Below are 12,617 nucleotides of genomic sequence, written 5' to 3' on the forward strand. Positions count from 1 at the left end.
ACAATGTAGCAACAGGGAGAATCCAATTGAGCAAGCCCAACATCGTGTTCATCACCACTGACCAGCACAGGGCTGACTGTTATTCTTTTGCACGCTCAGATATCCGCACGCCGCATATCGACAGCATCGCCGCACGAGGAACCCGGTTCGACCGCTGCTACTGTCCCTCACCAATCTGCCAACCCGCCCGGGCCTCGCTATTGACGGGGGTGCTGCCGCATACTCATGGCGTGCGTGACAACGGAATTGACCTGCCTGATGATATGATCGAGCGAGGCTTTGCCACTCAGGCAGCGAGACAGGGCTATCACACGGCGCTGCTTGGCAAGGCGCATCTATCAACCCAGCATACGTTCGAACGCACTGGTCGCCCCGAGTGCAGATATACGATGGCAGAATACTACGACGGCTGGTTTGGTCCCTATATGGGTTTCGACCATGTTGAGTTGTTCATCGACGGACCAGTGAAATGGCCATACTGGGAACCACCGTTAGGGCTCCATTTTACCCGCTGGCTGCACGAGACCGGGGCTGGAACACAGGTGAGCGCGTTGTACGATCAAGGTGCACGCCCGGCCAGCGGCGCGCAACAGGTCCATACGCCGGAATTGCCGTTGAACTGGCATACCTCTAGCTGGCTTGGCGATCGGGCAACGGATTTCATTACTAATTATGATGAACAAGAACCATTCCTTCTATGGGTTTCCTTTCCTGATCCGCATCATCCGTTCGATCCACCGTCACCCTGGGACAAGATGTATGATCCCGAGGATGTGGACCTTCCGAAACACCGAGATCTCGATGTTGCTCGCAGACCGTGGTGGCACGAAGCCAGCTTAACCAGCACGCCACAGACCAATGAAGAATTCCGCGCCATCCGCGAGAACCTCTCGCGCCAAAGACGCCTGACCGATCGTCAGTTGCGTGACATCACGGCTGCCTATTTCGGAATGATTTCCCTTGTAGATCATTCAGTGGGCAGAATTCTTTCTGCATTGAAAGCTCGAGGCATCGACGAGAACACAATCATCGTGGTCAGCGCCGATCACGGAGAGTATCTCGGCGATCACGGGCTGCTGTTCAAGGGGCCTATGCTATATGACAGCCTGACCCGCGTAGGCTTAATCGCAGCCGGTCCGGGCATAGCAGAGAACAAGGTCGTGAACCAGGTAGTCTCCACCCTCGACATTGCCCCTACCTTCGTCGATTTCGCCGGAGGTGTGCCGCGCGACTATCATGGAGAGTCGCTGAAGCCGGTGCTGAGAACCGGTGAAGCGAAAGCGGACATGCGAAACTTTGCATTTATCGAATGGGGTTTGGGCGCCTCGCGCTGTGGCATTGATCTCGATCTGCAGACAATCGTCACCCAAGATTATCGTTGTACCTTCGAAATGCTATCAAACGAAGGAGAAATGTATGATCTGCGGCAAGATCCATACGAAATGAATAACGTCTTTGACGAGCCCGACCATGCTGATGGACGTGAGAAACTCGATAAATTGCGCAGTGACCGACCCGACGACAAACGCAGCACTCCCCTACAGGCAGCCGGCATGTGTTGATTGGGCCTTAGAAATTACGCTCATTTGTTCACCGACTGAATATTTCGAACCGACCATAGATCGCTAACGAGACTGGTTGTAGCTACTGAAGCTCTATTGCTTCCCGGTGGAACCAACCGGGAGACGGTATCAGTTCAGCCTGTCTGTTGTGGTAGACGCGATGTTCTATGCACCAGGCATGAGCCAAGATAGATCCGAAATCGCTTCTCGTCCTGCTGTATGTTCGAAGGAGGCGGTGTTCTCAGTGTGGGGAGGGATAGTTTTTTGATTAAGTCGGTTGTTTAATGACCGCTATGCGGAGATACTGTTGAAAGACTCGAAAATCGCAGAGCCTCAAATATTCGCTAACAGGGCAAACTGCCAAGAACCGCCGCCATATTGGGTCACCCTAAACCACAGGAGCTCTACCGTCGCGACAAACGACAATTAGCTACCCCCTCGGCCAAATTTCCCGAAACTGTCTCTATAAGGCGAAAATTTTTACACTCTGGGCAAATGGCGAGTTTTTCAACGGAATAAGCTCAGAACAGACCTTCGCTGCATCGCAATCGGCACGCCTGAGAAAACCAAGCGGCGAAAGTCTGCTCTGCCCAAACCGAACATTCCAGACTTCAAGCGTCCGGTACGCCCGCGCGCCGTAACCCTTCGAGAAAACCGTGATGCCGCGAATGAGTTGCGGGCGGCATGCTGTCAATGACACGCTTTATTGTCAGTCCAGGATAACTGCGCATCAACGCAGCAACGGCTTCGTCTGCCTCTTCACGACGGCCAGCATTGGCACAAAAGCTGGCTAAGTCACGATAAGCCCAGGTGACACCAGGCCCGGCTGTCAGTCCAAGCTTTACCAGCCGGATTGCGTTTTCAAACTCTCCGATCTGTCCGCATGCGTAGCCACGTCCAAAGTGAATATTGAAGAGAAAGGGGTCACGCGGGCTCAACTCTTCCGCCCTGTCGAACGCTGCAAGACCAGTTTTCACTTCCTCACGATAGATGTTGTTCCAACCCAGTCGCATCCAGCCCCATGCCGAATTTGGGTCAAGATCAAGCGCCTGCTCCAACAACTGACCGGACCGTTCATGATCGAGTCCGGTCATTCCCAAAGCTGCGGCAATAGCAACAAGAGAGGTTGCGTGATCTCCCGCCAAAAGCAGCGCGGCCTCTGCATCCTCCTGCGCCTTCCGCCGGGAGACAATAGGCGTTTCGCTCCACATGTAGGTTGCCTGCTGAGCATAGGCCCAGGCCCTCAATGCTTGCGAACGGAAATCTCCCTGATCCAAATCCATGGCCGAACTCAACAGCTCGATTGCACGTTCGTTCTCTTCGCGCCGATGTGCCCAGAAATGAGGAAATGCACTCATGTAAAGTTGGTGAGCCCTACGGTCCATAGGTGCCACGGCACGAGCGGCGGCAATCTCGGCGGCTCGAATAGAAGGCGAAACAGCCCCTGCAACGTGCGAAGCGATTCGGTCCTGCAACTCGAAGAGGTCTTCCAGATCATCGTCATAGCGTTGTGACCAGAGGTTGGCGCCGGTTATGGCAGAAGCCAACTGGACCGATAGCCGTACACGCTTTCCAGACCGCCGTATCGCGCCGGTGACCACGTATCTAGCGCCAAGTTCGCGCCCAACCGCACGCACGTCTACAACCCGTCCCTTGAAGCTGAAGGCAGATTGCCGCGCGATAACAGAGATTTCGCCCACTCTGGATAAGGCATTGGTAATTTCATCCACGACCCCGTCAGCGAAGAACTCATTTTCGCTGCCGATCTCGTCGAATGGCATAACTACAACTACTGGCAGAATTTCTGTCGAAGAAACTACCTGTTCGTTTGAACCTTGGCCCAGCACCCACGCTTCGATCGGCTCAGGCAGGTTCTTCACGCGCAGCTCACCAGTGGGTTTCAGCGTTATGTCGAGGCGGTTTTTAACCTGGTCCCGTGCCGTGCGTGACAGGCAAAGCCCACCCACTGGTGAAATAGTCTCGAGCCGCGCTGCAACGTTGACGGCATCGCCGAGAATGTCGTCGTCCACGGCAACGACATCGCCGACATGTATACCCATCCTGAAGCACAACCGCTCGTCTTCGGGACGCTCCGTGTCACGGTCTGCCATGGCATCTTGTATTGCAAGGCCTGCGCGAACGGCTTCGACTGGCGAACTGAACTCCGCCAGAAAACCGTCGCCTATCGTCTTTACGACCCGCCCCCCTGCATTTTCGATCAATGGATCGACAACGTCGGACCAGACAGCGCTCAAACGGGAAACAACGCCTTCTTCGTCTATCGCCATCAGGCGCGAATATGCCGCGAGGTCTGCGGCAACTATGGTTGTCAATCGCCTGATTTTGTGTCCTCCCGGATTCTCGAAAGCAGTCTGCTGGACTGCGGCTTCAAACGCAATACCCAGACTTTTCGCTGTGTCCGCTTAGTCCAGACATTGCGGACGTTGGTCAGCTACGGACCTAGCCGATTCAGAACACCGTTTCCCGCTACAGCGGTAAAGCCAGGATGCGCGTTTGGGCCTTGGCTGGTGCTCTACCCTACCTGAAAAGCGGAACGGCGCTGTGGGATTCGCTTTCGCGGCGAGATTGCCGCCATTCCGCTTTGGTCAGTTCGCATTCGCCATTGAGAGCGCGGGCGAGGGTGCGAAAGTCAGAGCGGTCGCCTGCCCTATCAATACCCTCCGCATGCGTAGGGTTATCCTCTGTCGGTCGCCCGCCTTGGCTGGACGACCCAAGCAACTGCCCAATCCGCGCCTCAAGCCGCCGCTGCGCGAGCTTTTATTACGAAAATTTAATTGATTGCGATCACACAATTCATATATCAATATGGGCATCCTTACCACGGAGGTTACCTATGACTAAAGAAGGCTATAGGGACTAAACAATGGCTGCTTGTCAGCCTGCAGATATCAGTGAAGCCGCGCAGGTCATCGTATGCGCGGCTTCATCGTTTTGGTGGGTTGCTCCGTCAATATTGGCAATATCGGCGTTAAGCGCAGGAGTATTGTCTTGGATCTCCATAAATACAAATCGTGAAATTGCCAGAAAGAGAGCCACGCTCGATCTCATTGAGAGATCTGAATCAACGGAATATTATCAAGAACTATATCGGGCATTCACTGATATTCGAAAAGACAATGGTGGATTTGAACAAATAATATATCCAACTAACCCCGAAGTAATCAAACAAAGACAGATGGTGATAAACTACTTAAATCACTATGAAATAATAGCACTTGGTATATTTGAAGGAATACTAGATGAGAAAGTTTATAAGAGTTATATGCGAAGCACTGTAGTACGAGACTGGCTTGCGGCTGAACCTTTTATACAGCATATACGAACTCCAACACCTGACAGTGGCAGTGAGGTTAGTGCGTTAAAGGCATTCTCAAACTTTGAAACTCTAGCACTCAAATGGTCCCCTGAAGTTCAGATGAAATTGCCATTGGACTGACACTCGACCCAAACGGTCAATATAACGGCACCTTATTCCCCCCGCCTCTTAAGCCTCACCCCCGCACCGCCGCCGTTCTCGGGGATTAGCTCAATCCCTGCGGAATCGAATGCAGCGGCTATCAGGGCGGCGTTGCTTTCCCTAATCGATCCGCCTTTCTCAAACGCAATGATAGCGGCTTTGCTGAACTTGCCGCCGAGGTTACTGATCGCGTCAGATAGATCGGCTTGCGTCCAGCCCAATAAACCTCTTGCAGCCACACACTGTTTATCCGTAATCATAAGACCTCATTTTTTGTAAGGTTACCTATTGACCTTCCTGTGGAGATAACATAACTTTTTATAAGGTTATGACGCCAGAAGCAAGAGGTTCAAGCCAATGTTTAGCACAGAATACGCGTTCGAAGAGATCGGCCTGCAGATTGGCGCTGCTGAGGTAGCACTGTTCTCCGGAACGGCCACGTTGGACAATGACCCTGGCTATGGCGACGGATCTTCCTACGGCTTTACAGTTACTGGCATCACGCTGGACGGGACTGCGCCGCACGACTGGCGCGACAAGCGCTCCATCGACATCCACGCAAAGCATGACGACCCGTTCTGCCGGGCGCTGTTCGCGAAGCTGGCTGAAGCGCTCTGCAACAGCAGCGATGCACGGGACCGGTTCTTTGAGGAATTGGCGGACCATCAGATGGCCGCCTGATAGCGGGCTGATTGGATGCTGCAATATCCAATCAGCCCTTCACCACAACCAGCACAGGAGACTAGCATGGTAACGACGCAATCTAGCACACAGTGCGGCGTTTTGAAGGGTGGAAACGCCGCCGCCATTGCAGGGCAGACTACAGGGCAGGTAACCAACCTTGATCACCTGCCGAATGACTATGCAATGATCGTAAGCGGCGACAGCCTGGAGCCGCATTTTCGGGACGGCGAGAAGCTTGTCTTTTCCCGCACGGAGAGGCCCGAGCAGGGCGATACGGTGATCGTCTGGGTTCGGCCCGAATACGTGGCTCAGAGCTCTCCGCAATCCTTCATCATGCGCATGGTGTTCCCGCCGCATCCGGACGCTCAGTTCGGCGTGAAGCCGCACCCTGACAGCAACGGCGAGTTTGCGGTTGTCTTCGATCTGTTCAAGCCGAACAGCAACCGCGCCTGCACGCTCACAAAGCTGCTTGGCATCCACAAGTGCACCGGGCGGCTTCCGGAGAGCGTCACAGGCAACGCCTGAACCCATTCAATCGAACATCGACTTGCCGCGAGCCGGGAGACTCGTCGGCCAAACCAAACGGGAGAATTATCATGACCAATACGCAAACACTTTCACGACGCAACGTCCTGATCGGAGCATCGATCGCCGCTGTTGCAGCCGGTGCGCCTGCATCGGCTTCAATCCATGTCGGTCCTGACCTGCAGACCTTGCTGACGCTCGAAAAGGAACTCGCTGCGGCATTGGAGCGGAATGACGCCGTAAGCCGGGAACTGGACATTGCCGGTAAGAAAGCAGACTTGGCTGCCGGCCCCAGACCAATGCACCCATGGGATTGGGAGCGATACCACAAGCCGAAGATGCCCGCAGACCTGAAGGAAATTCACAGCGACGTCATTGCCGAGACACCTGTACGGGAGCTCAACTCGAAAGATTTCGATCTACGGCTACCCAAGTCCGTCCGTGAATGGTTTGCTCGCGTCGAGGCGGAGAAGGAACAGGTCCAGAAGGAATGGGATGCCTGGCGCGTCCGCCACGACGAACAGAACCGCATTGTCGGATATGACGAGGACCGCATTTCAGCAGCCTATCAGGATTGCGTGGGCATAGCCCACCGCATGTTCGAAATCCCCGCCAACTCGGCTGAGGGCATGGCCGTCAAGGTTCGCGCCGCCGAGTTGCTTGGCTGGTTCAATGGAGTCGAGCCTGACGAGGAATTCATCGACTCGCTCATCGACGACATCAAACGGCTGGCAGCAGGCGAAACCGGAGGGCTTCAGGCATGACGAGACTGGTCAACCATAGCGAGATGACGCCTGAGGAGATCATCAACTGTTCCCACACGGCCATGGCTTTGGTTCAGCTTTGCGCGAACGGAACGCAAGACATGCAAAGCATCCAAGGTGACCAGACGAGCGACCAGTTGGGCGCAAACCTGTCCCTGGCGTTACATGCGGCATATCACTTCATGGAACGCGTACACGATCATCTGGAAACCAGACAGGCAAGAGACGGGAACGGCGTCATCAAACAGGTCGCCTGAGAAACATTACAGAAGGAAGATGAACGGGGCCGAGCGCCCCGTTTTTTTACTGCCTTTCATTGGATCTATCCGTCGATGTTATTGCAGCGCAATATTTTCTTGAAACAGCCCCCCTCGAACACTAAGTCCGAACTATCCAGATCATTTTTGGGGGTAGCATGGCCGCTGATTTCGAGAGTTGCGAAATGTTCGAAGTTTGGCGGAAAACCCATCTGATGTTCGTCGAAAGGTTGATAATCCGGCTGGCCAGTGATGTTCCCGGATTCAACAGTGAGATGCTGGCGAACGAACTCTACGTGCTTCAGGAAGAAATGCCGGTGAACCATGACGACCCCGAAGTGGCAAAACGGTCCGCAATAGCGCTCGACTTTCTCGGCGACATCACTGGCGCAGTTGAAAGCGGTATCCAGGAATCGCTAGAGCGAAGAAAAGGCTTCTGACAGAGTTCACTCAAGCTTCGTCGGGGTAGCCGGCCCCTTTCCGGTCGTTCAGTCATCATCTTCCGGAAACATCGAGACATGCCGTTTCCATTCCGGTTCGGTCATCAACTGGCCTTCGACCGTAACGTTGTCGCTGAACTTGGAAACATGCTCTGCCATCAGCCGCCTTACAGCTTTGACAGCCTCTTTACGTCCGTTGCATCGCTCGTAGAACTGCCCGACAACCTCGCTAGACCGGTTGCTGTCCCATTGAAGGAGTTCAACCAGCGCATACCAGACTCCCTTTCCACTCCGCCACTGCTGATGAATAGCCAGATGCCTGTCCGCCATTGCCGCAAGCGCTTCATAGAGTTCCGGTGTTTCGGGAAACTTGTCTTCTGCGCGCTCCCTGGCTTCGTAGGCAAACCCTTTCAGGCCGGGCTCTGACAGCATCCCGATATGCTGATCGAACATCCAGAAGTCCGCTGATACCTTTCTCATGCAGCGCTCAGCATCAGCGGTGAACGGTGGGCGTCGAACAGACGTGCCTTTTACAAACTTCAGCCGATCCGACTTCTTCTTCGGCCACAGGTCGGCAATGATGATGTTGATTTCTTTTCGGCCAGGCTCCCATCGATACTTCTCATCCCGCTTTTTTCTCTCCGTATGCGGCTTGAGCTCGACGACCGTTTCGGTGGAGGCGAGAGTATCCATCACCCGAGAAACGTTGCGCATGGAATCCACCAACCCTTTTCGGATCTGTCCGTTCTCGTCAAAGTGCCAAATCTCGCCGGAAGTATCCGAGATGCGAACTGGCTTGCCGTTCTCCCGCTCTAGCAGAACGGAGACTATTCGCTGCGTCGTCAGCGCATACTGCGGTAAGGCGTCGTTATTGTGAACCAGACCCGCCACAAGTCGGTCTGAAAGGCGGAGTGGCGGTTCATCTTCCGGGAAAATGTATACGGGCATAATCAATCTCCTACGGTTGAAATAGGAATATTATCCTATCATCACTGGAGACATTTGCCAGAACGGATTGGGTGGTTTTGCCCGCTATTCAGTTACAGCGTATCGGCGAATTGACATGGACGAGGACCATATTCAGTGCACGCAGCAGCCCTTACACCACAAAAGGTTGAAATATGTGCTCGTCATGTTCTACGGGTCAAGAAAAGGTATCTTGGACGCTGAGTTCGTCGGAAGATGTACAATAATCCGTAGAATTGAAGGGTATCCTCAAAGCAATCTCCGCTATTCCTTCGCCCAGCTTTATATTCCACACTCGTAAAAGCCCCGGTATCCCACGCTGAGCCGCTGGTCCAGTTGGAAGACAAGTTCAGCGTCCGATCGCCAGTCGGCATTCTCTCCAAGAGGCCTGACGGTCATCCTCACACCTTGAGCAGACAGGCTTCCTTGGACACCGTTGCTTTCAAGCGGAATTATTACGCCATTGAGTTTCATGGCTCCGTTAGAGCCATCCTGCGCCGCCCACAAAACGGGATCCGTTTCCGGAGATCGATTGAACCGGCATTTTTCACCGGATGTGACGATTTCAGCAGCTTCCTCAGCGGTGACCGGAGAAGGGTCAAGTGTCGAAATAAGGGTATTGTTCAAAGCGTCTTCGACCGTTCCGACTCGTGCCGGCGGGTCCTCGTAGATGCTGTCAACGACATTCCCGTCGGAGATATCGCCGATCATATAACGCATTTCCGCTATCTCGCGACGTTGGGCAGAAATAATCTCGTCTGCCAGCTTGCGCACCCGTGCATCCGTTATCTGCGCCCTTTCCGATGTCATGACGGCGATGGAATGGTGCGGGATCATGGCCCGCATATAGCTCGGACCCGATATCGTCACCTGACTGCGAACGAGCCAGAGAGACGCCGTGAAGACGATAACTGCGCCAATGAAGATAGCGAAATTCAGCGTCTTGTTTGAATACATGCCCAGCATGAAAGCGAGCATGATGACGGCCATCGTCGCACCCATGAGAAGCGCCATGTACGTGCGGGTTTCGCTGAAAAAGACATGTTCCCATGCATATGTGTTCAAATACATCAGGATGAACATGATGATGGTCGATGTGAGGATCATCAGACCGAAGCGGATGTATGACATTTTGCCGAACCGTTTGATTGCTTGTCTAATGGACAACGGACGCAATCCCGGTATGTTCCGGATCCACGCGGCCTGACCTGGTTAGAATCACCTTTTCCCCTCCCTCAAAAAAAGAAGCCTCTCCTTATAAAATCAGGGGACGATTGGGAGTAGGTTACGATTGCGCCTCGTAGCTCGTGAAAACTGTTCTGGACCCTTGTTCCCCGAAAAGCATGACATCATACGCTTCACGCTCGATCTCCGGTCCCATTCCAGGCGATCCATAAGGCATGCCGGGCACCGCAAGACCAATCCCTTCGGGCTTTTCCTCAACCAGACGCCTGATATCCGCCACGGGAACATGTCCCTCGACGATATAGCCGTCGATCCTCGCTGTATGACAGGAAGCCAGATCCGTCGGCACCTCGAGATCCGCCTTGATTCTGGCGAGATCGGCGGGATGGATTTCTTCGGTTGTGACCTGAAAACCCTCGGCCTCGAGGATTTTCGCCCAGGCGGTGCAACAACCACAGCCCAGTCCTTTCACCACATGTATCGCAGGCCCGGTCGAGGCGATCGCGACAGCAGGCGTTGTAAGGATCGCGGCAATGGTTGATCCGATCAATTTACGTCGTGAGAGTTTCATAAGATTACCTCTTGTTGATTTACATCGCATCTAGTTGGCTTTGCGGAAGTCCTGATGGCACGAAGAACAGGTTTGACCTACGGCCGCGATCTCTTCACGCAAACCGTCCGCGCCGTCGGCACTCGCCGCCTGGTCGGATAGCGCGATCGCCGTGGCGTGCAGTTGCTCGGTCTGCTCCACGAAATCATCCCAGTTCTCCCAGATTGCGGGGAGGGCTTCGCTTGGATGACCAATGGACCCTTCCGGAAACTTTTCCGTCAGCTCCTGCGCATGGGCCGCAATGGCCTGCGCTGCAGCCTGGGCTTTCGCGGCATCGTATTCCTCTTCTCCTCTGATCATCGTGACGATAATTTTCATCTGGTCGGAAATATCTTTCATCATCTCCATCCGCTCCAGCACGACGCCGCTGGCGCCGCTATGCGCAAAAGCCCCCGTGACCGCCAGAAAGCCGAGCAGTCCAGTCAATACTCTGATTTTCATGTTCGATGTCCCTCTATTCCGGTTGTTCTCTGATCTCGACGACCGTCAGCTTTCCTTCGATACGGTCTGCAACGAACTCGATGGCGTCGCCTTCTCCGACAGCGTCAAGCATCGCGTCGTCGGCAGTGAAGAACACCATGGTCATGGCCGGCATATCGAGCGATTTGAGCTCCTCATGCACGATGGTGATATTTTTGCCTTTGGCATCGATTTTCTTGACGACCCCCTTTGTGTAGTCGGCGCTCAGTCCATTTCCTGCAAAAGCGGAAAGGATTACGGCCGACAGAAATGTCGATTTCATGATTTTCATGGTTGCTTCTCCTGGTTTGTTCTCTGATGTTGGTTAGTCCGTATGGCCCGAAGCGTCGGTAATCCGCGTCTTGGCCGACTCCATCCGCGCGTGATCCGGCAATTCTCCGGTCCATTCCCATGCCTGCGTGCCGGGCGGGTTTTCGTACCAGCCGGGGTCGGAATAATCGTTGGCGGAAAGACTCTCACGCACCTTGACCACCGAGAACATGCCGCCCATCTCAAGTGGTCCGAATGGTCCCCACCCGGTCATCATCGGGATGGTATTGTCCGGCAAAGGCATCTGCATCATGCCCATATCCGCCATTCCCGCCGTGCCCATGGACATGTATTCGGGCTGAACCTGCCGGATCTTGGCGGTCAGATCCTGCACGTCGGCGCCGATGAGCGTCGGGACATCGTGACCCATTGCGTTCATGGTGTGGTGAGATTTGTGGCAGTGGATTGCCCAATCCCCCTCATGGACGGCGTCGAACTCGTAGGCGCGCATGGCTCCGACCGGGATATCGATCGTCACTTCCGGCCATCGGGCTTCCGGCCTGACCCATCCTCCATCGGTGCCGGTGACTTCGAAGTCGTAGCCGTGCATGTGGATAGGATGATTTGTCATCGTGAGGTTGCCGGCCCGCACCCGCACGCGATCGTTCTTGGAAACGACCAGAGGATCGATGTCCGGAAATATGCGGCTGTTCCAGCACCACATGTTGAAATCCGTCATGGTCATGATCTTGGGCAGGTAAGAACCGGGTTCGATGTCGAACGCGTTGAGCAGGAAGCAGAAATCCCGATCGACCCGCATAAGGTCCGGATTCTTCGGGTGAACGATTAACATTCCCATCATGCCCATCGCCATCTGCACCATTTCGTCGGCGTGCGGGTGGTACATGAAGGTGCCGCTCTTCAGCAGGTCGAACTCGTAAACATAGGTCTTTCCGGGGGGGATAGCCGGATGGCTCAAGCCTCCCACGCCGTCCATGCCCGACGGCAGGATCATGCCGTGCCAGTGGACGGAGGTATGTTCCGGTAAACGGTTGGTGACGAATATCCGGACCCGGTCTCCCTCGACGGCCTCGATGGTCGGTCCGGTGGATTGGCCGTTATAGCCCCAGAGATTGGCGACCATGCCTTCCGCCAGTTCCCTTTCGACGGGTTCGGCGACGAGATGGAACTCCTTGACGCCGCCATTCATTCGAAAAGGCAGGGTCCAGCCATTCAGAGTGACGACCGGTTGATAATCGGGGCCGCTTTCGGGATGTTGCGGAGGTTGTGTCGCTGCGTTGTCTGCGACCGCTGCCTCGGGCAGCCCCATGTTGGATGTTTTCGCCCAGGCGGTAGTTGAGGCGAAGGCGGCGCTTGCGCCGATGAGTTGACGTCGGTTCATCATCTGCGATTTTCC

Annotated in this window: 14 protein-coding genes; 7 read left to right on the top strand and 7 right to left on the bottom strand. The window is 54.5% G+C overall.

What is annotated here, in order from left to right; genetic code table 11:
* The first annotated feature begins 26 nt into the window (after positions 1-26).
* Positions 27-1,562, top strand: coding sequence for a sulfatase family protein (locus tag AAFN47_RS18835; RefSeq protein ID WP_499810796.1), 1,536 nt, complete (start codon positions 27-29; stop codon positions 1,560-1,562).
* 611 nt (positions 1,563-2,173) lie between these two features.
* Here the strand turns inward: AAFN47_RS18835 and AAFN47_RS18840 are convergent.
* Positions 2,174-3,895 (bottom strand): adenylate/guanylate cyclase domain-containing protein, encoded by a 1,722-nt coding sequence (locus tag AAFN47_RS18840; RefSeq protein WP_499810797.1) that lies wholly within the window; start codon positions 3,893-3,895, stop codon positions 2,174-2,176.
* Between the two features lie 551 nt (positions 3,896-4,446).
* On the opposite strand from AAFN47_RS18840, the gene AAFN47_RS18845 reads away from it, so the two are divergent.
* The 6 genes from AAFN47_RS18845 to AAFN47_RS18870 all read left to right on the top strand — a co-directional run bounded on the left by AAFN47_RS18845 (position 4,447) and on the right by AAFN47_RS18870 (position 7,710).
* Positions 4,447-5,019: a DUF4760 domain-containing protein gene (locus AAFN47_RS18845; RefSeq protein WP_499810798.1), complete on the top strand. Its 573-nt coding sequence runs from the start codon at positions 4,447-4,449 to the stop codon at positions 5,017-5,019.
* A 378-nt stretch (positions 5,020-5,397) separates the two neighbouring features.
* The gene (locus AAFN47_RS18850) at positions 5,398-5,721 is read left to right on the top strand and encodes a hypothetical protein (RefSeq protein ID WP_499810799.1); all 324 of its coding nucleotides are present in this window, start codon (positions 5,398-5,400) and stop codon (positions 5,719-5,721) included.
* A 66-nt stretch (positions 5,722-5,787) separates the two neighbouring features.
* Positions 5,788-6,249, top strand: coding sequence for a S24 family peptidase (locus tag AAFN47_RS18855; protein ID WP_499810800.1), 462 nt, complete (start codon positions 5,788-5,790; stop codon positions 6,247-6,249).
* Between the two features lie 71 nt (positions 6,250-6,320).
* Positions 6,321-7,013: a hypothetical protein gene (locus AAFN47_RS18860; RefSeq protein ID WP_499810801.1), complete on the top strand. Its 693-nt coding sequence runs from the start codon at positions 6,321-6,323 to the stop codon at positions 7,011-7,013.
* The gene (locus tag AAFN47_RS18865) at positions 7,010-7,270 is read left to right on the top strand and encodes a hypothetical protein (RefSeq protein WP_499810802.1); all 261 of its coding nucleotides are present in this window, start codon (positions 7,010-7,012) and stop codon (positions 7,268-7,270) included. The genes AAFN47_RS18860 and AAFN47_RS18865 overlap by 4 nt, the downstream gene beginning before the upstream one ends.
* A gap of 185 nt (positions 7,271-7,455) precedes the next feature.
* Positions 7,456-7,710 carry a hypothetical protein gene (locus tag AAFN47_RS18870; RefSeq protein ID WP_499810803.1) on the top strand — a complete coding sequence of 85 codons (255 nt, stop codon included), beginning with the start codon at positions 7,456-7,458 and terminating at the stop codon, positions 7,708-7,710.
* Between the two features lie 48 nt (positions 7,711-7,758).
* Here the strand turns inward: AAFN47_RS18870 and AAFN47_RS18875 are convergent, their stop codons facing one another.
* The 6 genes from AAFN47_RS18875 to AAFN47_RS18900 form a co-directional block, all read right to left on the bottom strand.
* Positions 7,759-8,601, bottom strand: coding sequence for a hypothetical protein (locus AAFN47_RS18875; protein ID WP_499810804.1), 843 nt, complete (start codon positions 8,599-8,601; stop codon positions 7,759-7,761).
* Positions 8,602-8,958: 357 nt separating this feature from the next.
* The gene (locus AAFN47_RS18880; RefSeq protein WP_499810805.1) at positions 8,959-9,807 is read right to left on the bottom strand and encodes a DUF6692 family protein; all 849 of its coding nucleotides are present in this window, start codon (positions 9,805-9,807) and stop codon (positions 8,959-8,961) included.
* 154 nt (positions 9,808-9,961) lie between these two features.
* A complete protein-coding gene (locus AAFN47_RS18885) occupies positions 9,962-10,432 on the bottom strand; it encodes a DUF411 domain-containing protein (RefSeq protein WP_499810806.1) in 471 nt (156 codons plus the stop codon).
* 30 nt (positions 10,433-10,462) lie between these two features.
* Entirely contained in the window at positions 10,463-10,912 is a 450-nt protein-coding gene (locus tag AAFN47_RS18890) for a c-type cytochrome (protein WP_499810807.1), read from the bottom strand.
* 13 nt (positions 10,913-10,925) lie between these two features.
* Positions 10,926-11,213: a copper-binding protein gene (locus AAFN47_RS18895; RefSeq protein WP_499810935.1), complete on the bottom strand. Its 288-nt coding sequence runs from the start codon at positions 11,211-11,213 to the stop codon at positions 10,926-10,928.
* A gap of 42 nt (positions 11,214-11,255) precedes the next feature.
* Positions 11,256-12,605, bottom strand: coding sequence for a multicopper oxidase family protein (locus AAFN47_RS18900; RefSeq protein ID WP_499810808.1), 1,350 nt, complete (start codon positions 12,603-12,605; stop codon positions 11,256-11,258).
* Between the last annotated feature and the right edge of the window lie 12 nt (positions 12,606-12,617).

The sequence above is a fragment of the Hoeflea sp. CAU 1731 genome (assembly GCF_039888615.1).
In the GTDB taxonomy this organism is placed as follows: domain Bacteria; phylum Pseudomonadota; class Alphaproteobacteria; order Rhizobiales; family Rhizobiaceae; genus Flavimaribacter.